The sequence below is a fragment of the Pseudomonas sp. NPDC087615 genome (assembly GCF_044743445.1).
In the GTDB taxonomy this organism is placed as follows: Bacteria; Pseudomonadota; Gammaproteobacteria; order Pseudomonadales; family Pseudomonadaceae; genus Aquipseudomonas; species Aquipseudomonas baetica_A.
The window spans coordinates 50,476-75,022 of the sequence record NZ_JBIUWM010000028.1; the positions used below are offsets into that span (position 1 = coordinate 50,476).

Genomic DNA, 24,547 nt, shown 5'->3' on the forward strand with positions numbered 1-24,547 from the left:
TGAGCGGGACGATATCGAGGATTACTTCGATGTCGCGTTCCGAAAGTAGGCCGCCGGCTGGTTTAAAAAATCGTCTATGCGCACCTGCAACTGGGTCCAGTCCGGGACGGTCAAGTGAGCCAGATCGGGGATCATCAGGCCGGCGCAGTGGGCGGTGATGAACTCGGCGCGTTCCTTGGCCGATTTCAGTTTCTTCATCACTTTGGTGGCGCGCAGTGCGGGCATTTCCAGGCTCAGCGAGGTCACGGTGCGGCCGGTCACAGCGAGCGGTTGCAGCAGTGGCACCTGATCGGGGTCGTCGGACTTTTGCGCGTCTTCGACTTGTTCCAGAAAGTAAGACGCCGGACGGGTCGACATCTCGTGCACGTATTGGGCAATGCTCACATAGTCCGGGCGTTTGAGCTGATCGAGCTCCTTGACCGACAGGCCAGTGGCGAGCAGCGCCAGTTCGAAGAACTGATCGTCTTCATCATCGCCGGCGCGTTCCAATGCTTCTTTTTGCGCGGCGTAAAACAGTGGCTTGAGCTGGATCGTTTCGATCTGCGCACCGTCGTCACCGGTGATCGGCGACAACAGGTCATGCTGGGGTGGCATCCACGACATGAATGAATTCCTTGGTGATTCTTGAGGAGGGTGTTGCTAAACATCGGCCAGTCACACTGGCCCAATGTGGGAGCGGGCTTGCTCGCGAAGGCGGCCTGTCAGATGAATGAGTGTCGACTGTCACACCGCATTCGCGAGCAAGCCCGCTCCCACAGGGTCAGGTGCCGGGCTGGCTTACAGCGTTACGGCATCAGCACCGCACGACGCGCATCACCGAGGATGTCGACGCCGTTGAGTACGAACTTCTGGGTGCGCACGTCGATGTCGATCACCGGGATGCCGTTTTCCAGGCGGGTGTAGGTGCGGCAGGAGAAGTCCAGGGTCGTCAGGGCTTTGCCACCCATTTTGATAGCGTCTTCACCCATGGTTTTGAGCTTGCCGCCGATGGTGTGGTAGGTGAACCAGGTATTGCCGTCCTGATCCTGACCGGCTTCACGCACGTTCAGCAGGATGTCGTCACCCAGTTTCACGCCCATGGCGAGCAACACTTCTGCGCCCGTGCCTTGCAGCTTGATCTGAGCATTGAGCGCCTTGGCACTCTTGGCCATTTCCTCAATGATGAAACGGCCACCGGTCATGTTCTCCATCTCGAAATCAATCTTCGGCGGAGTAAATTCTTCTACGGTCGCCGACAGCGGCAGGCCTTGCAGGGTGGCCGCGATGGCCTGTCTTACGCGGTTGGTAAACATTAGAGAACGTCCTCCAGGAACTGCTCGATGATTTCATCGCGGGCGTTGAGTTGATAAACCATGTGTTCGTTCGGCGCGTAACGGCCGTAGTCGATGACCACGTACCAAGTGCCGTTCTTGTACTTCTCGACGCTGTTGAGTTCCGGGTGCAGATACACGCTGCCGCCCGGAATGGTTTCGTCGGCGACCAGGGTTTGCAGCCAGTCGTTGATGCGCTTGACCTCTTGATCCATGAACGACTTGGTGAGGTTCTTGGCCATGGCTTTCTGGCCGGCCTTGACCAGCTTGCGGCTGATCGCATCTTCGAGGCCGACGTAGCTGATGAACTTGCCGGTGATCGAGCGGTTACCCAGTAGCGAGAAGCCGCCGAGCACGGTGCGGGCGTAGTAGCTCACGCCGTAACGGTTGAGCAGATCGCCTTCGGTGGAGGTGTCGAGGATGTTGTATTCCACAACGCGGGACACGTCTTCGGCGTAGGTCACCTGGTTGCCCGGGCTCTCCCACTGCTTGACCTTGGCCAGCGCGGCAATTGCCAGACTGGAAGGCGCGAGGAAGACGTTTTTCTTCGCGGCTTTCGAGTACACGGCCGGCATGTTGTGCACCACCAGGCAACGGTCGAAACCGAGATCCGCGCCGCCCAGTTCCTGGCTGTACAGCACTTGATCAGCAACCGAGGCGTCCTTGCCGTCCAGCACCACACGGGCCTTGATGCGCTTGCCGAACGAAGCGAACTCGCTGGCCACCGCTTTGGTGCCGGTGAAGCCCGGCGCGCCGATGATGGTCAGGTCTTCCGGGACACTGCCCAGTGCGGCCAGCCCCAGCTTGCGGCCGGTCGCCGGCTCAACGCCGCCGATCACTGCGTTGACGGTGTCGGCCGGGGTCGCGCCCGCTTCGACGATCACCACGTACACCGGCACCTTGACCACTTTGAGGATCTGGTAAACCGCGTGATACAGAGTGCCCTCTTCCGAACCGGTCGGATCCAGCAGCGCGTGAGTGGTGAAGCTGTTGATGCGGAACGGGGCGTTACGCGGAATCAGCGGATCAGCCTTCGGCGCGGTGCCGACCAGACCGATGACGTTGTCACCCAGGCCACCCATGGCCTCGGGGGATTCGGTGGCATTGACGGTAATGCCGTTGTGCTCGAAGTTCAAAACCTCAGCCATGTTCAGTCAGCCTTCTTGGCAGCGGCCTTTTTGGCCTGGGTGGTAGGTGTTTTCAGTTCCAGTCGACCGGCGGTGTGCAAAGCACTCGCCTCGACGTCGAGCAGATCAAGGTCTTGACCGACGCTCGACCAGTGCCCACCGCCGGTGGGGAATGGGACGAGCACGGTGTAGGTTTGGCGGGTTGCCATTTTTCGTTTCTCCATAAACGGGAAAGCCCCTCGTGGCGAGGGGCTTGGCGGGTGTTGAATTGCGGATATAAGAACGCCCCGGCGATGCGGGGCACTTACCAATTTTCAGGATTTAACTTCAATCAGACGTAACACTTTCAGTCAGGAAAACTCCTCAAGAATCACTACGCCAGAGGCGCCCTTTGCCCCCGTTCTTGCAGGACTGGAAGGAGAGCATGCAACTCCGCCCCCACCGGATCCATAACCTGATCCCGGAGAGGCGGGGATATTGTTTCCTGCGTCTCCTCCACCGGAGCCGAGCGGGCTGCTCGCCCCATGACCAGCGAGTGCCGATAAACCCACGATGATGGCTGGAGCTCCCGACTGGCCTGCACAATTCAAGATGTTACCTCCGATGGAGATCGCTCCCGCTGAACCACCCGGCACCAAAGCGAAAGCGTTGTTTGCAACAGCACTTCCAGGCACACCCGGCGAACCACCTGGAGAAGAAATTAGCTCGCCTAACGACGTGGTCCCCCCTGTGCCTCCCGCCAATCCGGCCGCACCAGCAGTACCTCCTGCTCCAATGAGCACCGTTTGACCTTGTCCAATTTCCTGTGCGGAAAACAATGCCTCGGCGTAACTGCCTGACGCTCCACCTCCGGATGCGGAAATTTGAGTTGCCGACGTTGCAGCCGAACCTCCAGAGCCGCCTCCACCACCGACTATTCGTATCCGGACTTTTTTCATTCCAGGTGTCGGTATGTATGTGCCATTAGCGGTGAATTTTTGAATGTTAAGCAATCGGCCGATTTCATTGCTCTCGACCCGTTGAGCCAACGCGGCGATATCGATGCTTCCCTGATTGATCGGTGCGTTCCAGGCTTTGATGCACCACAACACAGCCAAGTTGCGCGGGCGAGTCGCACCAAAGGCTATCTGGTCATTGTTTGATACGGGGGCACTTGTGTTTGGGGTGGAGACTGTATATTCGGCTCCCGGGTAATCCGCAGCATTGACAGTGTCATATCCCATATTAGACAGGGCAGTGACTGGTGACGTAACAGAGTTCCTGTCTGAAACATTCGCTACCGAAGTGCCTATGTCAAAAATGTGTTCAGACCCCTTCTGCCAACTGCCAACTGCCCGACCAGCATCGACTCCACGTCCGTGATCCCAACCACGAAGAAACTCACCGCGCGACTCAGGAAGCCGGAAGTTACCTACGCCTTCATCGCCCTTGTTGTAAGTGGTACCGAGATAAGCAGCCAGATCCGGATAAGTCGCAATGCTCTGCACACTACCATCCAGCTCCAGATAACCGGGTGCAACGATCCCCGTAGGAAATGCCAGAACAGCACCCACCGGAACGGCGGACTTGAGTCGTTCAACTTCCTTGGCCAGCGCGGCTACATCGAGGGTTCCCTGATTGACCGGGGCGTTCCAGGCTTTGATGCACCACATGACGGCGATGTTGCGGGGGCGGGTTTCAGAAGCCGCACCAAAGTTGTAGGTCCTGACGCGACCAATAGTCAGCTCGGCGTTGTCACCTTCCGTACGTAGAATCCAGTCCGCGGCCGTATCCTTCAACACTACAGTTGGTGTCTCCCCATTTGGGTCAACAGCCTGCCCACCTCCCGACCCGGTCGGAATGGAATGGTAGTGCGCCTTTAGACTGTCAGATTGAAAGCTACCGGCAGCACGCCCGGTATCCACACCACGCCCATGATCCCAACCACGCAAAAACTCGCCACGCGCCTCGGGTAACCGGAAATTCCCGCCCCCCTCATCACCCTTGTTGAACTTGCCGCCCAGATAGGCGCTCAAGTCCGGGTAAGTCGCGCTGCTCCTGACGCTGTTATCCAGCTCCAGAAAACCCGGCGGCGGCGCATCCACGGGAAACGCTACAATCGACCCCACCGGCAACGCCGAGGCCTTGGCAATCAACGCTTCAACTTCAGCCTTGGTGTACGAATCCTTGATGCCAAATCCGGCCAGCGTTTCAGGGTTCGCACCCGCCGACGCCCGGCCATATTCATCAACTGTCAGACTCTTGTAAGTCCCGGCAGTAATCCCGGTGCGCCCTGCCAGCATCTTGAACGTCAGCGCAGTTGTACCTAGGACAATTGGTGCATTGGTAGTCAGGTGCCACAGCGAATCACCGTTGGCCGTGCCCTCCTCCACCATGACCGTCAGGCCCGGCGTCACCTTGGCGCTGGAGTTGGCGTCGGTCGCCCGCACCCAGTCACCGTTGGCGACAATCCACAGGCCATTGTCCTTGGCCAAAGTCTGATTCGCCAGCAGCACACGGTCGCTGGCAATCACCGCCACACCGTCGATCTGCTGCGCGCCGTTCAACACGACATTGCCGGTCGCTGCAACGCGCACCGATTGCTTGCCATCGAGCTTGCCGAGCTCTTCGGCGAGATAACTCATGACCCAGGCACGGGTGGCTTTAACCACCGTGTCATCAATCAACAACGTCACCAAGGACGCATTACTGGTCTCGAAAATCGAGCGAATGTAAAACTCTTTCCCCGAGCCGGACGTGGCCAGAACCGGTTTGAACGACTCCGGATATTTGACGATGGCATAGAGAATCCCGGTGTCAGTCCACAACCCGGCCTCTCGCACATACCAACCGCCAACATCCGGCGGTATGGTGACTTCGGCGAGCAGCCAGCTCGGGTTCTTCTCGTCCTGGAACAGCGCATTGAGCGGCCCGCGCCAGACTTCGCGTTTGAGCGCCGTGGCAGTCGCGGCCGGGTTGTAGACCGCGCCGCCGCCGTCACCGACAGAAATCTGCGTCAACTTGATCGGTACGCCCGCGGCCTTGCACGCCGTTTCGTAGGCAATCCCTGCGTTGGTGAGCAGGGTGTAATAGTCAGCCATTCAGGCCCCCTGAGGATAAATAGTGGATGTTTCGACGGTGTACATACCGGCGGCCAGGAACGCCTCTCCCGAGGCTTCGAGCCCTTCGATGAACACCGGATATACCGTCGTCAGCTCACCGCAGAAAGTCGCGGCGGCGATGCAATGGCTGCCGAACGCACTTAAGCCAACCGTTACTGAAAGAATGTCCCGCTCGCTCTTGGCATCGGCCAGACGTCGGTCGAGACGGGCGTCGATTTCTTCGCTGTAGGGGTGGTCGCTGAAGGCGCGCACGGTAAAGCTGTAGGGCGCGCCGGGCGGTGTCTGCTCGTACCAGGCGCGGATTTCCGGGCGCAGTTGCAACCCCTTGGCGGCGTTTTCCAACGCCTTGCGGGTGCCGGCCTGGCGTGCGGTGGGCCAGGCGAGTTCGACGGTCAGGCGTTTTTCCGCTTCCGGTGCGGTGGTGCTCCATTCGGCAACACCGCGATCCGCCGCCAGATACGGCAGAAACGCGACCGGTGTTTCGCTCGGGTTCATCAATTCGGGAAACGGCGGCGCGATGCGATCAAGCAGTGCGCCGAAGCCCAGATCCAGACCGCGTTCGAGTGCCGAGCTGTTGGCCGGCAACAAGGTCGGGCGTTGCGTTGGCTCACTCATAACGTCAGCACCTCGACCTCGACCGCCGTGCAATACGGCGCCTGAAACGCAGTGGTCACGATCGGCGCCAGCGGTTCCAGAATCTGCAGTTGCACGGCACCGGCGCTGTGCAGCGTGTAGTCGATCCAGCTCGGATCGACCCGTCCTTCGAGGCGATGACAACTGTCGGCGTAATCCTGCAATTGCTGCTGCGCGGCGACTTGGGTCAGGCCCGAATCGGGGCCGGAATTGATCTTGGCGACCACGCGAATTTTGTAGCGCTGAATGTCGGCAGCCTTGACGGTGACGAGGTCAGTTTCCGGTCGCACATCGGGCCGGGCGAAGTGCTGGCGAACGCCATCAAGCAATGCCTCGGACGGCGTGCCGTCACCATCCCGCGCAAGTACGGTGACCTGCACTTCGCCCGGTGCGGTGCGGCGTCCATTGCCATCCTTGACCTGTGCGGCGAGGCCGTCCGGGTTGAAGGTGTAAGTGACATTCACCACACCGGCATCGGTGGATTCGACTTTCACCGTCGGCCGTTCGCCCAGGGTGAACACCTCGCGACGATACTGCATCCGCGAACCCGCCGCCGGTGCGTGCGGCGCCAGGTAATAACGCAACCGGGCGTCGTCGTCGCTTTCGTAAATCGCCGGCACTGGCGGGAATGCCGCCGGATCACCTGGATCCAACAACTGCCGCTCCAGGCCCATGTCCGCCAGCCGAGCGTCGAGGTTACTGCCGGTCGCCCACCACGCCAGCATCTGCTTGATGCGGGCGTTGTATTTACGCTCGTGGGTTTGTAGTCGAACGCAGAAGGCTTCAAGCGCCAGGGTCAGCAGTTCGCTTTCGTTTTCCAGGCTGGTCTTGAGTTTCGCCGCGCTGGCCGGCGAGCGGGCGCCGACGTATTCGATGACGAAGCTTTTGAACTCGGCGAGCAGGTCTTCGAAGGCGTCGACGGCGATCAGCGCGGGTTCGGCCAATTGGTTCTGGCCGGGGATCAACATGCTCATGTCACGACCTCGAAGGTTTGTTGACGGTTTTTCCAGGTGCCGGCGAAACGCAGCAGCAGACCGGCGCCCTGACGGCTGGCGACGATCACTTGCGGCTGAAAATCATCGATGCCGTTTTGCTTGTTGTAGAACGCTTGCGCTGCGTGGCTCTGGGCCAGAAGCAGCACGTCGTCACCGAGGTTCTGCCCGAGCAGCGAGGGGATCAGCGAGCCATACAGGGGCCGTTTTTGCCGGGTGCCCAGCGGCGTAGTCAGGGCCCGGGTCGCGCGCTGCACAAACTGCAGCCAGTCGTCGACCGTGGCCCCGCTGTCTCTATCGATTCCGATCATGGAAGGCTCTTTGAATCAGGGGCTGATGACACGGCCCTGGTGATCGACCAATGGGCCGCTGAAGTGAACGCCCGAGGCGTCGATGGTCAGGCCGACCGCGCCCAGTTGCAGGTTGATCGCCTGCGGGGTCATTGCCAGTCGCGCCGGGCCGATGCTCAGCTCAAGCGCTTCACGAGAACCACTGAAGGCTGCCGGGCCGTTCTGCCAATGCAGGGTGTGTGTGGCGTCGTCGTAGCCGCTTTCGCTGCCGTCCTGATGCACGCGGCGCGTCAGCGTCGGTACGGTCGAGGCCGGCGGAAAACGGTCACTGTTCAGACCGAAAAGCGCCACGCTCTGCGCGCCGCTTTCACCGCTGCCGTAGTTGAACAGCAGACACTGCTCACCCACGGTCGGGATCCGCGATTCACTTTGCGCTCCGGCGCTCGGGTTGAAGAACTTGATGGCCGGCGTGAGCAGGCCACCGTGGCTGACCGTGCAGGTATTGCTCGCCGCATCGACTGTCTGGCAGACGCCGATGCGGCAGTAGCTCTCGGCGCGCCGATGCAGGTCTTCGATTTCCGCTTCCATCTCGGCCAGACGTTCGATGACCGGGCCCAGTTGCATGCGCAGCAATGCGTCGAACATCGGTCAGGCCTCCAGCGCGGTGTATTGGTCGGGGTCGTCGATGTTGCTGACTTCCCAGGTACGAGCGAATTTCGGCGTGCCGAGTGGATCGTCGAGCAGCGTCGGGCCGAGGTAGAGCGTCTGGTTGAACGTCAGGGTCCAGGCTTTGTATTGCTGCTCGGCGCGGATGAGCAATGAAGGCAAGCCGTCAATGTTCATCGGCAGATCGCATTGATCGCCGGGCAGGTTCCAGCGGTTGTCGGTAATCAGGTTTTTCAGCACGGCGATCAGATCGCACGCTGCAAACGCCGTCGCAGAAAGCGCCGGGATGACTTGCAGCGACAGCGTCATGACATGAGCGATACGTCCATCAGCGGCACGTATTCCCGGTGCATTGCGGTCGAAGTCAATCAACACCCAGGCTTGATCGCCCGGCGCAGTGAAATCATCGTGATTGCCGACGTTGAGGTTGAGCCCGGCGGTGTTGCGCAGTGTCGTCGCGATGGCTGTGAACAGTTGCGACGGCTGCTGGATCGGTGTGGGCATACATGACCTCCTTTTCAATCGTCCACGCGAAGCCCTGCCGCCCAAAGGGCGGCACGAATAACATTCAAGGTTAAGGCTGGTCGCGGGGTGGAACTTCGCAGACGCCGATGCGCTTGGCAGCCCAGCGTTCGTACAGACCGATAGCGACGTCGGCGCCAGCCATTGCGGTCAGGCAACCAAAGGCGCCGGCGGCCCAGATCGACAATCCTGCGGCATACAACAGCATGATTGCCGACACGCCGCAGATCATGCAGGCGCCGGAGCGCAGGGCCAGGCGCCGCAGCAGCGACCAGCCGCGGGCGCCTTCCTTGTCGGCGCGCCACATTTCGCCGGACACCCCGCCCACTACGGCGAGTAGGATGACCAGCCAGATCGGCATGTCCGCCAACGCTTGTTGCTCGCTTGTCATGTCACGCCTCCTGGGGGTGAGTGATGAGTGGTGTGTGTTGGGTTCAATCGTTTTCTCTTGAGGTAGGCATTCCAAAAAGCCCGGCAGTCCGCCGGGCTTTTCAGTAATGCGCTCTCGGAGCCGGGATTAGTTCGATACGGCCAATCAGAAGGTGCGTCCAGAAACCGCTGTCCTTAATACGAAGCGATTCATTGCGCTTACATTTGGCGTTTGTATCGGTAAATGCTGCGCCTCAAGCACTAGTCAGTAAGGCGCGACCGGCCAGACGATGTTTGCCGGGTAACCCGACTGTTTTTCAATATCGCTGACAGCAATGGAGTAAACCTTGTGAGCCAACAGCAAAGCCTGGTCTTCAGGGCTGGCCACACCGGTATCAACCTTGAACTGCAGGGAGTTGAGCAGCAACCAGTAAGCGGCGGAGTTCAACAGTTGCGCTTTGAGCATTTGGGCCTGATTGATCAACTCTTGCTCGGTCGGTGGTGGCGGTACGTATTCGGCGAAAGTCCAGATACCGTCGGTTTTGGTGGCGACCCAACCCAGTTGCACTTCAGGGTGGTCGGTCACTTCTGCCCAAATGATACTTGGGTGAAACATCTGCGTAATGTCGCCGTCCGTTTCAAAGAACTCGACGATTCGATCCTGATCAACACGTCCATATCGGCGCATTTTTTTTCCTTTTCAGAGTGACTTGATAAGTGGTTTATCGATGTGCACTGCTCAGCCGTACTGGCTACGCAGGATTTCGATGCTGACGCCCCAGGCAGGCATTCCAAAAAGCCCGGTTGTCCGCCGGGCTTTTCAGTAATGCGCTCCTTCGCCTTCCCTTCAATCCTGTGAACCTGAAAGGAAGCTGACTTTTCGGCGCTACTGGCGCGGTACGAGTCCATTCAAATTGTTTTTCCGACCGCGGTCCCTGCCCGCCGGATAACTGCTTGTGGTGCTTTACGCTGCACACCCGGGTCAGTTGCCAACCCTCTGAACCGTTGAGGCCGGTTCATCGCTGCCTGTTCTTGTGGAACTAAAGAGCTTTCGTTTCCAGCCGCTTTGTCGAGCGGCTTGGTAGCAATAATATGCATGTATGCATATACAATCAATGCGTAAATGCATTTATTTATGCGCGATCAATGCACTAACGCATGAAAGCCGCATAAATCAAGGCGTTGAGGGTTTTGCGCAGACGAAAAAAAACCCGCCGAGGACGGGTTTTATCTGACCGGGGTCTGCTTAACGGGCGTACATGCCCCACCAGAAGACGTGACCGAGGATGACGATCTGCTCTTCCTGGATTTCCTGGAAGGTGTAGTCCTCGTCCGGATGTTCGTCGCGGTTGAAGCTGCGCAGGCGAATGCCCGTAGGCAGGCGATAGAGTTGCTTCACCCGCAACTGGCCGTTGTGATTGATCGCATACAGGTCGCCATCAATGATGTCGCCGATGCCACACTTGCCCGCATTCACACCAACGGTGGCGCCATCGCGCAACACCGGCGTCATGCTGTTGCCACGCACGGTCACGCATTTGGCCTGGTCGAACTGCACGCCGTTGTGCCGCAGGCTGCGCTTTCCAAAGCGCAGGCTAGAGCGCTCGCTTTCTTCGATGACGAATCTTCCTGATCCAGCTGCCAATTCAACCTCGCGAAGAAAGGGCACCGACACCTCGTCGTCATCGACAGGGGTGTCGTCGTCCCACAGCATTATGTCCTTGAGTTCCGCATGCACGTCACCACGCGCGACACCGGCCGACGGCGCAACATCCGCGCGCCCGCGCAACTGATCGGTGCTTACATTGAAGTACTCGGCGATCTTCGAGATGTGTTTATCCGAAGGATCGACGATCTTCCCGCTGAGAATCCGCGAGAGAGTGGATTGAGGCACGCCGGTGCGACGGTGGAGCTCCGTGGGGGAGATCCCGTGCTGGTCGAGCAGTGCTCTTAAGACGGAGGATACGTTGCGTTTTTGCATAACGCGCATAGTGCTTGAAGTTTTTACCGAAGACAAATGCTGATTTGCATAAGAGTGCATAAATTTACGTTGCGCACTCATGGATCACGAAAGCGGTCTATCAACTGGCCATGGTAATCTAGCGCCACTCAGAAAAGTCCTACAGGAATTTCCTATATTCCCTTCAAGCGTAGTGACCTTTTCTGACTCGATACTGAACTCCCGCGTCAGTACGACCCAGCGCCTGTCGACACACAAGTTGCCACGACAGTCGAGTGATAGATCAATACTGAGCCAACCATGACCACACCCCATGTAAAACAGCGCAAGAACAGCGATATCGAAGCGCTGCGCGCGCTGGCGATCATCCTTGTCATCTTCGCCCACATCGCGTTGATCCTGTCACCGCAATCAATCTATTGGGATGTGCTTGCCGATTTCCGCTTCGGTTACGGGGTGGACATCTTCTTTTGCGTCTCCGGCTTCATTATTACCAAATCCATTGCCAACGAAATTCCATCGAGCCGAAGTTTTCATGAGTTGCTGGAGTTATGTGTTCCGTTCTGGGTCCGGCGATTCTGGCGACTGATGCCATCGGCGCTGTTCTGGATCGGGGTGTCCCTGCTGCTGTCATATCTTTACGGCGGTAAAGGCGTATTCCTGCAGTTGGAGATATTCGTTCACTCTGCTCTGGCGGCAGCCCTGCAATACATGAACGTGGTGTACGCCGTCAGCCGAGATACCGGTACGCTCGGCGATGCCGGGATTTACTGGAGTCTTTCCCTGGAAAACCAGTTTTACCTGGTATTGCCGATCATTGCGGTGCTGGCCGGTCGGCGCTGGATGCCGGCGGTCTTCATCGCGGTGTTCCTGGCGCAGTTTTTCCTCACCCGCCAACTGATTCGCCCCACCCCCGAGTTATGGGCATTTCGTACCGATGCCATTTCTCTTGGGGTGTTATTGGCCCTGTGGCAAGGCAGCGAAAGCTACAAACGCCTGGAACCGACCTTTCTGAAAAATGGTTGGGTCGTTGTGATCTTGCTGGCGGCCATGATTATTTTGCTCGCAGCACTGACCGCGCCCAATCCGCCTCTGCCCTTCGCCATGGGCCTGACGGCCGTCGGGTCGGGCTTGCTAGTCTGGGTCGCCACTTACAACAAGGACTATCTGAGCGGCCATCGTGCACTGGTTGCAGTGTGTAACTACATTGGCTCACGTTCGTACGCGATCTACCTGACGCACGTGATAGCGCTATCGCTGGTTCGGCACTGGTTCTTCGCCGCCCCAGGCGACTCGCAGCCAACTCCGTTTGAGGGGGGCTACACGGCACTGTACATCGCTGTATTCGTGGCGATCACCTTGCTGTTCTCCGAGTTCAACTATCGCTATATAGAGAGCCCTATGAGAAGGCACGGCGAAAAACTGTCGCGCAACCTCAAATCACGATTTGCAGTGGCTTGAAACTGAAGCGATGGATTCTCGATGCGGCAAGATCAAAACGCTATAGCACTTCACGTTTTGATCTTGCCGGATAATTGATCAGATCCTGATTATTGAGATGCACTCGATAAAAGAGTTTTTTATCGAGTACATTGCTGAAAAGACAAAGCGCCGTTACTGGTTAACGTTCCAGCAATACGGCGGCGCAGTCGCCCTTCTGGCCGCTCTGGCCTTGATTGATTTTATAGACATGGCCACCTGTCACATCAAACAGATGCCCGTTGCGCTTCCAGAAATCATCGGGAGCACCGTCTGCATATACAAAATCGAATGTGCACATGAAATCCTTGAACTGTTCAGTCTCTTCAGGACTGGCAACGCCATTGGCATTGACGAAGAATTTATAGGGCGCATAGCGCATTGGCAAGGTTTTCAATCTAAACATAAAGAATCCGAAGATAGAATCCTTACCATCCACATACATAATGCGTGCATTCCTGGCGGCATGTTTTTTTAGCACATCTGCCTTGATTCTGTATTCCTCATTAAGAGGTACTGACGCTCTCTTTTCGCTAACAAAAAACATGTTCAACGGTGGAGCCGTCACGCTGGCGGCGCCAATCATAAGTACTGCAATCAGTGTGCAACGAACAATGGAGAGCCCATCCCTGGCAGCAAAGTACTGAAGAAGAAAGGCCGCGAAAAACACGACCATGAAGTACCTGCCGAATGAATAAACATCACTAAACCAACCAGAGGTAATAGCGACATACGACAAGAACAGTATATACAGAGCAGAGCTTGACAACAAAAACCCAAACGTCAGGAAAAACCCCTTTCTATCGCAGTATCGATTATAAGTGAGTGCTATTGCAGCACAGGTCGCGATACAGATGAACAACCACAAATGGATACCGGCAGACAGGAATGGTAGTTCGTAGGCCACAGGCAAGAGCGGAGCATTTGGAAAAAAATTCGTCATTACATGACGCAAGCCGATGGAAAAATTCTCGATAATACCTGGCCCCTTGAACATTATCGAAGGACCAGCAAAAGCGTTTTTCAACCCGTAAGCTGCGACATAAGCTTCCCACGATAGAAACGTCGCCAACACCGCCACCAGGATCATCAGCGAACGGGGCAGCAGCGCCTTGAGCGTAACCCCATCAGCAAAACGGCGCATGCCCACGTAGTACATCAGAACAAGCATGCCGAGGATCAGTCCTACATGCTTGAGCAGCACCACACTAATAACTGCCAACAGCATGATTTTAAAACTGTCATTTTCGTTTTTCAGTGAAAAGCGTAATGCCATCAGAAAAACAAGTGACTGCAAAGGGTCGATCAACAGCGTCAATGTAAGTGACTGGAAGAACGCCAGATAGGTGAAGAACACAATCACAACGGTGGTCAGCCATTTGCCGCGAAACTCGGAGTAGGAAACGCAATAAATAGCAGAAAGACTGAAGAGCCAAGTCACCAGATAGAATGAACTTATACCGCTCCCGGCCAAAAAAAACTCGGTAAAATACCTCAACAACGTTATACCGGGAATATAATTTGGAAATTCCAGAATTTCCTTGTCAGTGGGCAAATTGTGATTGATTGCCAAAAATTCCGCCTCAGCCCCCCAATGCGAAAACTCATCCCAAACCCAATATTCTGCGCCCCAGGAGAAAACCAGCGCCAGCGCAAAAAGAATCGCCAGTTCACCCCCCTGACGCAATATCGAATATCGGTGTTGCTTACCGGTAAACAGTGACCAGATGCCAAGCCCACCGCCAACGATTGCGGCAAAAACCACTACTTTCACGCCAAGTTCAAGTTGCTGTATGCAGCCAAACACATACAGCAGAACCATTGCGAGCATCAGTCCAACCGGATACTCAGACCGGTACTTTGAAGAGAACACTCTAGAGGCGAGCGACGCCAACCCTAAAAAAATCGAATAAATTGCCAGTACGTTTAACACCTGCACCTTCCATGTAACTTGAAATATCTTTAAAAACGGTGTATCCACGCCGTTTCCCTTTCAGAAAGACTGTCACTCGTTCGGATTTAATCCGCCCCTGCATGCCCTGAACAATATTTCCAGCACCGAAAAATTTCCCTTGAAAGAGCTGATTTTGGTAGGCACTTCACCTTTTGGATAACGTCGAACCGTGGGCAGTTCCACGCAGCGATATCCCAGTTTTGGTGCACGATAAGATAAATAAGCCAATAATTCGTAAGTCATGAAAACCTCGCGGAAGATCGACACTTGGGGATCAAGCAACAATTTTCTGCTGTAGGCGCGAAAACCTTGGGTAGTATCAGTCCATTTAAAACCTGAAGTCAGGCTGAGTAATGGCGCATGGATGAAGCGGATCGCGAAGTCGCGCATAAGCGGCGTGTTTTCTGCAATACCGCCAGAAACAAAACGCGATGCCTGAACAAAGTCGACGCCCTGTTTCAGCGCCTCAATGAAGCGTGGAATTGCGTCAGGATCGTCCTTGTCGTTGCCATCGATGGTCACGATCCCCTCGTAGCCCTGATCGAGAACGAACGAATAGGCGCAGCGCAATTGTGCACTGAGCTTGCCGGGGCCAGTCTTGACCAGCAGGCCCCGGACACCGACCTGTTGCAGGGCATCCAGCGCCAGGGAGCCATCGGTACTGCCGCCGTCGACAATGATGATATCGGCATGGGATGCGATGTTGCAGGCCGCCATTCTGGCCAGCAGACTCTTGATCCTTTCACCCTCGTTGATCAACGGAATGACCACACAGAAATCGTGCTGACGGCCCAGCCACAGTGGAGTATCGAAGGCTGGCACTTGCCAACTGATGCGCGCGGCAGGATCAATCGGGGAAGATGTCATTTTATGTTCCATCACGCCACGCGCGCCGTAATCAGCGCCACGCCGGCAATTACCAATAAAATCCCTACCCCGGTAGTCCAGTGGAAGGGCTCACGAAAAATCAACACTGACGACATTGCTACCGCCGCCACGGCCCCGGCGGTCAGCACCGGGTGCGCGACATTCAGCGGCAGGCGCGCGAGCGCGGCGGCATATAACAGAAAGGCCGCCCCGTACAAACCAAGCCCCAGCCAGAACGGCCAATTGCTCAAAGCACTCAGCGGGTCAGTGAGGGACGGGAAGCGACGTGGGGCAGTCATGGCAATCTTGATCAAAACGCTGGCTGACGCGTTGGACAGAATGCCCAGAAGCAGGATCATCCACTTCATCATGCTTGCCCTCGATAATGCGCAATCGCCTTGACCAGGGCACGCTCGATGGAGACCGCGTGCGGCTCACCGGCAGTGGCGACCATTTCTACGGACACCACATGTTCCGGCAGATAATGCCGGACAGCGGCACTCATGCTCGTGTGATTCGTCGGGCCATCGCCCAGCGGGACAAGGTTTGGCTCACTCGCGTGAATGTGCCCGATCAGTGAGGAGCAGTCTTCCAGCATCGTCAGCGGATTTTCTCCGTTGATGGCCAAGGCTCCGGTGTCCAGTTGCATACGAATCGCCGGATGCGCGGTGTGCCGAACGACTTTTGCGGTTTCAGCACTGGTCGTCATGAAGTTGGCGCCATAGCAGGTCGGATTCGGCTCGAGGCAGATGAATACACCGTTCGCTAGTGCGATATCACCCAACTGACCGAAAAACAGCGTAGCCGCCTCCAGCGCTTGCTGATCGGTCAGACCACTGCGGTCACGATTCTTCGGCGATCCGAATACCAGACGTGTCGCCCCCAAACGCCCCGCCACTCGGCAGACATCAGTCAGGTGCTGCAACAAGGCACTCTGGGTCTGCTGGTCGCCAAACACGTTCAATCCAGTGGTGCCAAACAGCAGTGACTGCATGCCCGTGATTTCGATACCGCGCTGCGCCCACCAGTCCTTGACCCTCGCGATGTCCAGATCCGTTGACTGACCGACAGCAGGAAAGTACTTGCTGGGTGCAATATCAATCGCATCAATGCCGTAATCCTGCAGCAGTTGCGCCACAATCGCGTCTTCAGCAACATCCCAGGCGATATTGGAAATAGCCAGTCTCATGACGTCGCAACCGCCTCTGCATTGGCTTTGACAGGCTCGGATTGGGCATACGCCCTGACCGCCAGGCACGTCGCACGCTGGTCATACTGATAGCGCCCAGCGGCGCCAAAAACCTCCGCGTACCGGGTTTGCATGTCATAGAAACCGACGGTTTTATCCAGAACGATGTCGAATGGCCGCCCAAAGCCGTCCCCGGCGATTGCCCCCACGCTGATGGGCGCAGCCGTCAAATGCACCAGCTTCAAGCCGCCCTTGACTGCCAATTGAATGTCCGGCCAGAGATTGACCATCGGATAGAACTGAAACACCCCACGGCTATCAATGGCCTGCAGGTTGTTGTCATTCAGGAAGTCGTAAATGACATTCTTGCGCAGGCCCGGTCCGACCAGACCAGGCAGACGAACGATCAGGTGCTCGGAAAAATGTTCCTGTACGAACTTCTCCAACAAGCGACGATGCAGGCCGTAGGCGTGCAAACCTTGCTCGTCGACCTGCGAATCTTCGTCAACACCCACCGGTGCCTTGAACACGTCGACAGTGCTGATAAGAATGAAGCGACGGCACTTGATTGTCTTCAAATGAGCAATCAGGCCTTCGATTTTCAGACGATCAGCCTCGGGCTCACTGTTGGCGATCCATTTCTGTGCCGGTGCGCCAGCACACACCACGGTATCGAAAGTCTGACCTTCGATATCAGCGATATTGACGGAACGATAGAGGGATTGAAATGGCGCCTGTTTAAGCAGCGTTGCGCCAACAAATCCGGAATATCCTATCAGTGCGTTACTCATTTACCGCTCCTGTATGTTCTGAGGCTCGCCGGGAACAAATGTCAACGAATCGAGCCGCTCCAGAACGTCGTAAACATTATCGATCTTGCCACCCAGCACCGAATAACAGCCGGGTAATGCGCTATGTTGTTCGAACAGAATCGGGCGACCATCGTCAACTTCGTTTTTGACCAGCACGGTTTTGACTTCGAACAGCGATTCCACATAGCGCGCTTGACGTACCGCCGGCATATAGCGACTGACATCGCGGACCATTCGGTCGACGCGAGAGACACGGTCATACTCTGCCAGCTTGCGATACGGGTCGATGCCCTGCCGATCCTGCCAGTGTGAGTGGGGGGTGTAACGGACATGGGAGAGTGTATGCAGGCCACGAGCCGGGAATGGCATCATCGAGAAAAAAGGCCCATCCATCACCGTGACCCCCAGATTACTCAAGGCCGGCGGCATCTGCATCAGCGCCATCTCAGTGATCTCCTGCTTCAATCCGACACTGACACCGGGAAAGTCGCCTTCAAGCTGATTCAGACCGCTGTACGTGCAATTGAAGACATAGCGGCTATTGATCTGCTCGGGTATGCCATCTGGCCGAACCAACGTCACCTTCAGACAATCTTGGGTTCGCGACACAGCCTTCACGCAGGTTCCGTATCGAATCGACACGCCACTTTCGGCAAGCTCTCGTTCGGCCCATCCCGCTAGCTTCACGGAATCGAAAGCGTGTTCTTCAACGACAAACACGCCTTCGATCAAGCCTGGGTCAAACAGCGCTCGCAATGCCGGCGCCGCCGGCTCGATCGCCCCACCGATTTCGCGGCAGAAACGCTCGAACTGCCCCGCCGTACACTTTGAGTTGCGACGTGCAATGGCATACAGCTTGGTGAAGTCGGTCTTGACCGCCATCGGCCAATCCTGGACGAATCTGGGCAAGTTGATGCGACTGCGATAAGCCGTCGTGAAACTGCGCGGGTAGTGAAAGCCGTTATGCACTCGTGCCTGATTGTTGTACGAGGCGCGACTCATCAGACGCGCCTCTTTTTCAATCAGCGTCACCCGTTTGAGATTTCGCGTCTTGGCCAGATAGACAGCAATGGCTGCCCCATAGAATCCTCCGCCAATCACCACCGCATCAACGTCGGGCTGACAGCTTCCCATCAAGAAGTCCACTTACTTGCAGGCACCACAGGTTTGCCCGTCCTGTCGGTTACTTCCTCGATATTGAGTTTTTCAAGCCGGGTCATTCGCGCGCTGGTGAACTCCTGAGCCACGTGGTAGCGCGGTCCTTCGTTCGATAGGCTGACCATGTTCAGGATGTATTCACCCAGCACCAGCAATACCAGGGAGATCAGGAAAAACATGCCCGACTGCTGCAGAGAAAGACTGACCCAACCTGGCGCCACATCGGTTTTCAACAGAGCGATGATCGTCACATAGATGCCATAGACCAGGTTCGCGATTGCGCCGAAGATCGACAACCCCGTCACCATACGCATTGGCGCCTGAGTCGTTGATAACAGTAGACGCATTCCTCGATCAATGCTGTCGCCAAGTCTTTTCTTCGGGCAGGATTTTGGGGTGGCACTGCAGTCAAGATACACACGGGCGAAACCACCGGTAGCCGGCAGATGACGGTAAGAAATCGTCGGCTGCGGATGCTGCAGAATGAAGTTGATCACTGTCTTGCTGAGAATTCGATAAGAGGGCGCCTCTTTGGCAAGATGGACTCCATTGAAGCGGCTATATAGCGTATTAAACAGGCTGGACGCCGCACGATAGGGCCAGGTCTGAACCGGTATCTGCTGGTTGTTGGCGAAGACAACGTCAGCGCCGCGGACGGCTTCATCAAGCATTTTCGGTAGAAAACGAATATCGTCCGCCAGCGGATCGATGACCGCGACGAAATCTCCGAGCGCACTCTCCATGCCTACCCAGGCGGCAGCATCTGCATCGACCTCTTTGGTCAACGCGTACACCTGGAGGTTAGCCAGTCCCTGCTCGCCAGTAAGACGTTTCAAAATTGCGATCGTGTCGTCTTCGGACGCGTTGTCCACAATAATCAATTCGTAATCACTGACAGTTGGCCCGATGACCGACGTGACTTCTTTCAGCAGTTGCTCAATCGACTGTGATTGATTACGGACGATGCAGACCACCGATAGAAAACAAGGGTAAAAATCCATTGACTATTCACTTTGATGTCCAAGAAAGAAAAAAGACACCTTGCACAGTGGCTCAATGATTCAGTACTAACGACGTTCTCTACCTTCCAGGCCATTACTGTTGTATCGACCCCCCGCAGTTGTTTGAGTTCTATTATTTAACCTTTTACCCTTCTTCTGATCGATTGCCTCCACATTGTTAGAGCAATCCACAAGTTAACCGTGAGCGTCGAAAACCCTGGCCGGCAAGCACGGTGGTAGACATCGTGGACGACTCAGGGGGAAAATCCCCCCCTGCCTGACAGGATCCGCTCTGAAGACGGACGCTGAAAAGCTCTATTCTTGCCCAGCCACTTTGAAGAATTCGCCTGACATACTGATGAATAAAGCAATTTCCGACCTGTCCTCCCACACCCCGATGATGCAGCAATACTGGCGCCTGAAGAACCAGCACCCGGATCAGCTGATGTTCTATCGCATGGGCGACTTCTACGAGATCTTCTACGAAGACGCGAAGAAGGCCGCCAAGTTGCTCGACATCACCCTGACCGCGCGCGGGCAGTCGGCGGGGCAGGCAATTCCGATGTGTGGGATTCCTTACCATGCGGCGGAAGGGTACCTAGCGAAGCTGGTCAAGCTCGGCGAGTCAGTGGTGATCTGCGAGCAGGTTGGCGACCCGGCCACCAGTAAAGGCCCGGTAGAACGTCAGGTGGTGCGGATCATCACCCCGGGCACGGTCAGCGACGAGGCGCTGCTCGATGAGCGCCGCGACAACCTGATCGCGGCGGTATTGGGTGACGAGCGTTTGTTCGGCCTGGCCGTGCTGGACATCACCAGTGGCAACTTCACCGTGCTGGAGATCAAAGGCTGGGAGAACCTGCTGGCGGAACTGGAGCGGGTCAACCCGGTTGAGCTGTTGATCCCGGACGATTGGCCGAAAGATCTGCCGGCGGAAAAACGCCGTGGCGTGCGTCGCCGTGCGCCGTGGGATTTCGAGCGAGACTCGGCGCTGAAAAGTCTCTGCCAGCAATTCTCCACCCAGGACCTGAAAGGCTTCGGCTGCGAAAACCTGACCCTGGCCATCGGTGCTGCCGGTTGCCTGCTGGCCTACGCCAAGGAAACCCAACGCACCGCCCTGCCCCATCTGCGCAGCCTGCGTCACGAACGCCTGGATGACACCGTGGTGCTGGACGGCGCCAGCCGCCGCAACCTGGAACTCGACACCAACCTGGCCGGTGGTCGCGACAACACCCTGCAATCGGTAGTCGATCGTTGCCAGACCGCCATGGGCAGCCGCCTGCTGACCCGTTGGTTGAACCGTCCGCTGCGCGATCTGACTGTATTGCTGGCGCGCCAGACCTCGATCACCTGCCTGCTCGACGGTTACCGCTTCGAAAAGCTGCAACCGCAGCTCAAGGAAATCGGCGACATCGAGCGCATTCTTGCGCGGATCGGTCTGCGCAATGCCCGTCCACGTGACCTCGCGCGGCTGCGTGATGCCCTCGGCGCACTGCCGCAACTGCAAGTGGCAATGACCGATCTGGAAGCGCCGCACTTGCAACGTCTGGCCACCACCACCAGCACCTACCCGGAACTGGCGGCGCTGCTGGAAAAAGCCATTATCGACAACCCGCCTGCGGTGATCCGTGACGGCGGCGTATTGAAAACCGGTTACGACAACGAACTCGACGAACTGCAGTCGTTGAGTGAAAACGCCGGCCAGTTCCTGATCGATCTGGAAGCGCGGGAGAAAGCCCGCACCGGTCTTTCCCACCTGAAAGTCGGCTACAACCGCATTCACGGCTACTTCATCGAGTTGCCGAGCAAACAGGCAGAATCGGCCCCGGCGGACTACATTCGCCGCCAGACACTCAAGGGCGCCGAACGCTTCATCACGCCGGAACTGAAAGAGTTCGAAGACAAGGCGCTGTCGGCCAAGAGCCGTGCCCTGGCCCGCGAAAAGATGCTCTACGAAGCGCTGCTGGAAGATCTGATCAGCCAGTTGCCCCCGTTGCAGGACACCGCCGGTGCGCTAGCCGAACTGGACGTGCTGAGCAACCTCGCCGAACGTGCGCTGAACCTCGACCTGAACTGCCCGCGTTTCGTCAGCGAGCCATGCATGCGCATCACTCAGGGTCGTCACCCGGTGGTCGAGCAAGTGCTGACCACGCCGTTCGTGGCCAACGATCTGAGCCTGGATGACAACACGCGCATGCTGGTGATCACTGGCCCGAACATGGGCGGTAAATCCACCTACATGCGCCAAACCGCATTGATCGTGCTGCTGGCGCATATCGGCAGCTTCGTACCGGCAGCCAGCTGCGAATTGTCACTGGTCGACCGGATCTTCACCCGGATCGGTTCGAGTGATGACCTGGCCGGTGGCCGTTCGACCTTCATGGTGGAAATGAGCGAAACCGCCAACATCTTGCATAACGCCACCGAGCGCAGCCTGGTGCTGATGGACGAAGTCGGTCGCGGCACCAGCACCTTCGACGGTCTGTCGCTGGCGTGGGCGGCGGCCGAGCGTTTGGCGCATCTACGCGCCTATACATTGTTCGCTACGCACTATTTCGAACTGACCGTTTTGCCGGAGGCTGAGCCACTGGTAGCGAATGTGCATCTCAACGCCACCGAGCACAACGAACGCATCGTGTTCCTGCACCACGTCCTGCCTGGACCTGCCAGCCAGAGCTATGGCTTGGCGGTTGCACAACTGGCCGGCGTGCCAGGCGAAGTGATCGTACGTGCCCGTGAACATTTGAGCCGCCTGGAAGACACGGCTTTGCCACATGAAGCGCCGAAACCTGCGGCCAAGGGCAAACCGGCGACGCCACAGCAAAGTGACATGTTCGCCAGCCTGCCGCATCCGGTACTGGATGAGTTGGCTAAACTGGATCTGGATGACCTGACCCCGCGTCGGGCGCTCGAAATGTTATATGCACTGAAGAACCGGATCTAAGCACTAAAGAAGCGGATATAACGCAAACGGCTTCAAGCTGGTAGAATCTCGCGCGGTTTGGGATGCTGCTGGCTAATAGCCTGGCTGGCAGACATCGCTCCCGAACCTGGCGCCCCCTACCGTGAAGGGGCAACGCTGCCGCCGCCTGAGGAGAAAATTAGAAATGACCTTCGTCGTCACCGACAACTGCATCAAGTGCAAGTACACCGACTGCGTAGAAGTGTGTCCGGTGGACTGCTTTTACGAAGGCCCGAACTTCCTGGTGATTCACCCGGACGAGTGCATCGACTGCGCTCTGTGCGAACCAGAATGCCCGGCCGTGGCCATTTTCTCCGAGGACGAAGTTCCGGAAGAGATGCAGGAGTTCATTCAACTGAACGTTGACTTGGCTGAAATCTGGCCGAACATCACCGAGAAGAAAGAATCGATGCCGGATGCCGAAGAGTGGGATGGCGTCAAAGGCAAGATCAAAGACCTCGAACGCTGATCTGTCACGCGCTCGATAAAAAGGCCCCTTGCGGGCCTTTTTGCTTTTCCGGGGTTTGCCTTTTTACAGGCAAAAAAAAGGGGCGGTTTGACCCGCCCACATTTTTTCCCTATTCCCTGTGTTCCTTTTCATCGTCCTGATGAATCGCTTCCTGCGATGTCCGTTCCCCTCATCCTTGAAGGGCGTGTCTGTCCGTCGACACAACCCAGATACTAAAGAGTTCCCTGCCAAGAGCAATTGCCTCTGGACGCTGAAACGGGCTGTCACAAGCACTTCATACTAGAAAATAACCTTATTAATCATGAAGTTAAAAAACACAGGCTCGCTAAATCGACTTCTTCTGCCGTGTAAAAATAGCGAACACTTACGAAACAGTAAGAAATGACTTACAACAGGAGACTACATCGAGCCGAGTAGCCCCGTGTTAATCCACAAAACAAAAAGCCCCGAACCAGTCGGGGCTTTTCGCGGGCGGTCTATTGAGTGGCTTACTGGAACAGCGATTCGCTCGACAGACCGTTCTTTTCAAGGATTTCGCGAAGGCGTTTGAGGCCTTCCACCTGAATTTGCCTGACACGCTCCCGGGTCAGGCCGATCTCCAGGCCTACATCTTCCAGCGTGCTGCTTTCGTGGCCGCGCAGGCCGAAGCGGCGAATGACCACCTCACGCTGCTTGTCGGTCAACTCAGACAGCCACTGATCGATGCTCTGTGACAGGTCGTCATCCTGCAGCAGTTCGCATGGATCGGTTGGACGATCATCAGTGAGGGTGTCGAGCAGGGTTTTATCCGAATCCGGACCCAGCGAGACGTCGACCGAAGAAACCCGTTCATTCAGGCCCAGCATACGCTTGACCTCACCTACCGGTTTTTCCAGCAGGTTGGCGATTTCTTCGGGTGAGGGTTCGTGATCGAGTTTTTGCGTCAGCTCCCGCGCAGCCCGCAGGTACACATTGAGTTCCTTGACCACGTGAATCGGTAACCGGATGGTCCGGGTCTGATTCATGATTGCGCGCTCGATGGTCTGACGAATCCACCAGGTCGCGTAGGTCGAGAAGCGGAAGCCGCGCTCGGGATCGAACTTTTCCACCGCCCGGATGAGCCCGAGGTTGCCCTCTTCGATCAGATCCAGCAGTGACAGCCCCCGATTGACGTAACGCCGGGCGATTTTGACCACCAGCCGCAGGTTACTTTCAATCATGCGCTTACGCCCGGCCGGATCGCCACTTTGCGACAAGCGCGCAAAATGAACTTCTTCCTCCGGGGAGAGCAATGGGGAAAAGCCGATTTCGTTGAGATACAACTGCGTGGCATCGAGTGCCCGCGTGTAGTCGATGTACTTGTGTTGTTTAAGTGAAGCGGAGTGTTTGGATTTGGAACGAACGGAAGGTGGAGCAGCCCCTTCATCATTCGACATCGAATCCGAATCAATGACGGTTTCCATAAGGAGAACCTCATCGTCGATGTCAAACTCCGGCACTTCTTTACTGAGAGCCATTGTTATAGTCCTTTGGTGAGTTCGACCCCAAGCTCAAGCGACGCCTTTATCCTTGGCAGCGCTGGAGCCTGTCCCCTCTACGCGACGGAACAGGCTGGCTTACAAATCAACGTCTTGGCAGGAACTGCAGCGGATCTACAGGATTACCATGTCGGCGAATCTCAAAATGCAGATTCACCCGGTCTGTACCCGT

Annotated in this window: 24 protein-coding genes and 1 pseudogene; 3 read left to right on the plus strand and 22 right to left on the minus strand. The window is 56.7% G+C overall.

The features are described 5' to 3' along the window. Positions 1-21: 21 nt before the first annotated feature. From ACIOU6_RS15705 to ACIOU6_RS15765, 13 genes are all read right to left on the minus strand, one after another. On the minus strand, positions 22-603 hold the full coding sequence (locus ACIOU6_RS15705) for a phage tail assembly protein (RefSeq protein ID WP_401137663.1): 582 nt from the start codon (positions 601-603) through the stop codon (positions 22-24). A gap of 182 nt (positions 604-785) precedes the next feature. After that, positions 786-1,292, minus strand: a complete 507-nt coding sequence (locus tag ACIOU6_RS15710; RefSeq protein WP_305441673.1) for a phage major tail tube protein — start codon at positions 1,290-1,292, stop codon at positions 786-788. Beyond that, positions 1,292-2,458: a phage tail protein gene (locus tag ACIOU6_RS15715; protein WP_221732477.1), complete on the minus strand. Its 1,167-nt coding sequence runs from the start codon at positions 2,456-2,458 to the stop codon at positions 1,292-1,294. Before ACIOU6_RS15715 ends, ACIOU6_RS15710 begins: the two co-directional genes overlap by 1 nt. Before the next feature lie 2 nt (positions 2,459-2,460). After that, positions 2,461-2,646: a hypothetical protein gene (locus ACIOU6_RS15720; protein ID WP_003222199.1), complete on the minus strand. Its 186-nt coding sequence runs from the start codon at positions 2,644-2,646 to the stop codon at positions 2,461-2,463. Between the two features lie 141 nt (positions 2,647-2,787). Beyond that, on the minus strand, positions 2,788-5,517 hold the full coding sequence (locus ACIOU6_RS15725) for a phage tail protein (protein ID WP_401137668.1): 2,730 nt from the start codon (positions 5,515-5,517) through the stop codon (positions 2,788-2,790). Then, positions 5,518-6,153, minus strand: a complete 636-nt coding sequence (locus ACIOU6_RS15730; protein ID WP_401137670.1) for a phage tail protein I — start codon at positions 6,151-6,153, stop codon at positions 5,518-5,520. Beyond that, positions 6,150-7,145 (minus strand): baseplate J/gp47 family protein, encoded by a 996-nt coding sequence (locus tag ACIOU6_RS15735; RefSeq protein ID WP_401137672.1) that lies wholly within the window; start codon positions 7,143-7,145, stop codon positions 6,150-6,152. The genes ACIOU6_RS15730 and ACIOU6_RS15735 overlap by 4 nt, the downstream gene beginning before the upstream one ends. Next, positions 7,142-7,474, minus strand: a complete 333-nt coding sequence (locus tag ACIOU6_RS15740) for a phage baseplate protein (protein WP_095188860.1) — start codon at positions 7,472-7,474, stop codon at positions 7,142-7,144. The genes ACIOU6_RS15735 and ACIOU6_RS15740 overlap by 4 nt, the downstream gene beginning before the upstream one ends. 15 nt (positions 7,475-7,489) lie before the next feature. Continuing rightward, positions 7,490-8,098: a phage baseplate assembly protein V gene (locus tag ACIOU6_RS15745; RefSeq protein ID WP_401137675.1), complete on the minus strand. Its 609-nt coding sequence runs from the start codon at positions 8,096-8,098 to the stop codon at positions 7,490-7,492. A 3-nt stretch (positions 8,099-8,101) separates the two neighbouring features. After that, positions 8,102-8,623 (minus strand): hypothetical protein, encoded by a 522-nt coding sequence (locus tag ACIOU6_RS15750; RefSeq protein WP_401137677.1) that lies wholly within the window; start codon positions 8,621-8,623, stop codon positions 8,102-8,104. A gap of 70 nt (positions 8,624-8,693) precedes the next feature. Next, a complete protein-coding gene (locus tag ACIOU6_RS15755; protein WP_038357950.1) occupies positions 8,694-9,032 on the minus strand; it encodes a phage holin family protein in 339 nt (112 codons plus the stop codon). Positions 9,033-9,275: 243 nt separating this feature from the next. Next, a complete protein-coding gene (locus ACIOU6_RS15760) occupies positions 9,276-9,698 on the minus strand; it encodes a tail fiber assembly protein (RefSeq protein ID WP_401137680.1) in 423 nt (140 codons plus the stop codon). A 558-nt stretch (positions 9,699-10,256) separates the two neighbouring features. Beyond that, positions 10,257-11,000 carry a helix-turn-helix transcriptional regulator gene (locus tag ACIOU6_RS15765; RefSeq protein ID WP_401137702.1) on the minus strand — a complete coding sequence of 248 codons (744 nt, stop codon included), beginning with the start codon at positions 10,998-11,000 and terminating at the stop codon, positions 10,257-10,259. 270 nt (positions 11,001-11,270) lie between these two features. Here ACIOU6_RS15765 and ACIOU6_RS15770 point away from each other — a divergent pair, with 270 nt between their 5' ends. Further along, positions 11,271-12,431 carry an acyltransferase family protein gene (locus ACIOU6_RS15770; RefSeq protein WP_401137683.1) on the plus strand — a complete coding sequence of 387 codons (1,161 nt, stop codon included), beginning with the start codon at positions 11,271-11,273 and terminating at the stop codon, positions 12,429-12,431. 160 nt (positions 12,432-12,591) lie between these two features. Here the strand turns inward: ACIOU6_RS15770 and ACIOU6_RS15775 are convergent, their stop codons facing one another. The 7 genes from ACIOU6_RS15775 to ACIOU6_RS15805 are packed head-to-tail and all read right to left on the minus strand — an operon-like array spanning position 12,592 to position 19,430. Next, positions 12,592-14,430, minus strand: a complete 1,839-nt coding sequence (locus tag ACIOU6_RS15775) for a hypothetical protein (protein WP_401137685.1) — start codon at positions 14,428-14,430, stop codon at positions 12,592-12,594. Between the two features lie 24 nt (positions 14,431-14,454). Next, positions 14,455-15,270 carry a glycosyltransferase family 2 protein gene (locus ACIOU6_RS15780; protein WP_401137688.1) on the minus strand — a complete coding sequence of 272 codons (816 nt, stop codon included), beginning with the start codon at positions 15,268-15,270 and terminating at the stop codon, positions 14,455-14,457. A gap of 11 nt (positions 15,271-15,281) precedes the next feature. Continuing rightward, on the minus strand, positions 15,282-15,641 hold the full coding sequence (locus ACIOU6_RS15785) for a multidrug transporter (RefSeq protein ID WP_401137690.1): 360 nt from the start codon (positions 15,639-15,641) through the stop codon (positions 15,282-15,284). Next, positions 15,638-16,459 (minus strand): sugar phosphate isomerase/epimerase family protein, encoded by an 822-nt coding sequence (locus ACIOU6_RS15790; RefSeq protein WP_401137692.1) that lies wholly within the window; start codon positions 16,457-16,459, stop codon positions 15,638-15,640. The genes ACIOU6_RS15785 and ACIOU6_RS15790 overlap by 4 nt, the downstream gene beginning before the upstream one ends. Beyond that, on the minus strand, positions 16,456-17,250 hold the full coding sequence (locus ACIOU6_RS15795; RefSeq protein ID WP_401137695.1) for a pyridine nucleotide transhydrogenase: 795 nt from the start codon (positions 17,248-17,250) through the stop codon (positions 16,456-16,458). The genes ACIOU6_RS15790 and ACIOU6_RS15795 overlap by 4 nt, the downstream gene beginning before the upstream one ends. After that, positions 17,251-18,405, minus strand: coding sequence for an NAD(P)/FAD-dependent oxidoreductase (locus ACIOU6_RS15800; protein ID WP_401137705.1), 1,155 nt, complete (start codon positions 18,403-18,405; stop codon positions 17,251-17,253). It abuts the gene before it with no gap. Further along, the gene (locus tag ACIOU6_RS15805) at positions 18,405-19,430 is read right to left on the minus strand and encodes a glycosyltransferase (protein ID WP_401137697.1); all 1,026 of its coding nucleotides are present in this window, start codon (positions 19,428-19,430) and stop codon (positions 18,405-18,407) included. The genes ACIOU6_RS15800 and ACIOU6_RS15805 overlap by 1 nt, the downstream gene beginning before the upstream one ends. 370 nt (positions 19,431-19,800) lie before the next feature. Between ACIOU6_RS15805 and mutS the strand changes: the two genes are divergently transcribed. Beyond that, positions 19,801-22,371, plus strand: coding sequence for a DNA mismatch repair protein MutS (gene mutS / locus ACIOU6_RS15810; protein ID WP_401137708.1), 2,571 nt, complete (start codon positions 19,801-19,803; stop codon positions 22,369-22,371). Between the two features lie 163 nt (positions 22,372-22,534). Next, a complete protein-coding gene (fdxA, locus tag ACIOU6_RS15815) occupies positions 22,535-22,858 on the plus strand; it encodes a ferredoxin FdxA (protein ID WP_201195485.1) in 324 nt (107 codons plus the stop codon). Positions 22,859-23,346: 488 nt separating this feature from the next. On the opposite strand, the gene rpoS is transcribed toward fdxA, so the two are convergent. Next, a complete protein-coding gene (rpoS, locus tag ACIOU6_RS15820) occupies positions 23,347-24,354 on the minus strand; it encodes an RNA polymerase sigma factor RpoS (RefSeq protein ID WP_221732467.1) in 1,008 nt (335 codons plus the stop codon). A gap of 106 nt (positions 24,355-24,460) precedes the next feature. Continuing rightward, a pseudogene (locus ACIOU6_RS15825) lies at positions 24,461-24,547 on the minus strand (hypothetical protein); the annotation flags it as partial.

Bases quoted from the DNA above. Each gene is read 5' to 3' on its own strand.
- ACIOU6_RS15705 (WP_401137663.1), bottom strand. From the start codon at position 603: ATGTCGTGGATGCCACCCCAGCATGACCTGTTGTCGCCGATCACCGGT.
- ACIOU6_RS15710 (WP_305441673.1), bottom strand. From the start codon at position 1,292: ATGTTTACCAACCGCGTAAGACAGGCCATCGCGGCCACCCTGCAAGGC.
- ACIOU6_RS15715 (WP_221732477.1), bottom strand. From the start codon at position 2,458: ATGGCTGAGGTTTTGAACTTCGAGCACAACGGCATTACCGTCAATGCC.
- ACIOU6_RS15720 (WP_003222199.1), bottom strand. From the start codon at position 2,646: ATGGCAACCCGCCAAACCTACACCGTGCTCGTCCCATTCCCCACCGGC.
- ACIOU6_RS15725 (WP_401137668.1), bottom strand. From the start codon at position 5,517: ATGGCTGACTATTACACCCTGCTCACCAACGCAGGGATTGCCTACGAA.
- ACIOU6_RS15730 (WP_401137670.1), bottom strand. From the start codon at position 6,153: ATGAGTGAGCCAACGCAACGCCCGACCTTGTTGCCGGCCAACAGCTCG.
- ACIOU6_RS15735 (WP_401137672.1), bottom strand. From the start codon at position 7,145: ATGAGCATGTTGATCCCCGGCCAGAACCAATTGGCCGAACCCGCGCTG.
- ACIOU6_RS15740 (WP_095188860.1), bottom strand. From the start codon at position 7,474: ATGATCGGAATCGATAGAGACAGCGGGGCCACGGTCGACGACTGGCTG.
- ACIOU6_RS15745 (WP_401137675.1), bottom strand. From the start codon at position 8,098: ATGTTCGACGCATTGCTGCGCATGCAACTGGGCCCGGTCATCGAACGT.
- ACIOU6_RS15750 (WP_401137677.1), bottom strand. From the start codon at position 8,623: ATGCCCACACCGATCCAGCAGCCGTCGCAACTGTTCACAGCCATCGCG.
- ACIOU6_RS15755 (WP_038357950.1), bottom strand. From the start codon at position 9,032: ATGACAAGCGAGCAACAAGCGTTGGCGGACATGCCGATCTGGCTGGTC.
- ACIOU6_RS15760 (WP_401137680.1), bottom strand. From the start codon at position 9,698: ATGCGCCGATATGGACGTGTTGATCAGGATCGAATCGTCGAGTTCTTT.
- ACIOU6_RS15765 (WP_401137702.1), bottom strand. From the start codon at position 11,000: ATGCGCGTTATGCAAAAACGCAACGTATCCTCCGTCTTAAGAGCACTG.
- ACIOU6_RS15770 (WP_401137683.1), top strand. From the start codon at position 11,271: ATGACCACACCCCATGTAAAACAGCGCAAGAACAGCGATATCGAAGCG.
- ACIOU6_RS15780 (WP_401137688.1), bottom strand. From the start codon at position 15,270: ATGACATCTTCCCCGATTGATCCTGCCGCGCGCATCAGTTGGCAAGTG.
- ACIOU6_RS15785 (WP_401137690.1), bottom strand. From the start codon at position 15,641: ATGATGAAGTGGATGATCCTGCTTCTGGGCATTCTGTCCAACGCGTCA.
- ACIOU6_RS15790 (WP_401137692.1), bottom strand. From the start codon at position 16,459: ATGAGACTGGCTATTTCCAATATCGCCTGGGATGTTGCTGAAGACGCG.
- ACIOU6_RS15795 (WP_401137695.1), bottom strand. From the start codon at position 17,250: ATGAGTAACGCACTGATAGGATATTCCGGATTTGTTGGCGCAACGCTG.
- ACIOU6_RS15800 (WP_401137705.1), bottom strand. From the start codon at position 18,405: ATGGGAAGCTGTCAGCCCGACGTTGATGCGGTGGTGATTGGCGGAGGA.
- ACIOU6_RS15805 (WP_401137697.1), bottom strand. From the start codon at position 19,430: ATGGATTTTTACCCTTGTTTTCTATCGGTGGTCTGCATCGTCCGTAAT.
- fdxA (WP_201195485.1), top strand. From the start codon at position 22,535: ATGACCTTCGTCGTCACCGACAACTGCATCAAGTGCAAGTACACCGAC.
- rpoS (WP_221732467.1), bottom strand. From the start codon at position 24,354: ATGGCTCTCAGTAAAGAAGTGCCGGAGTTTGACATCGACGATGAGGTT.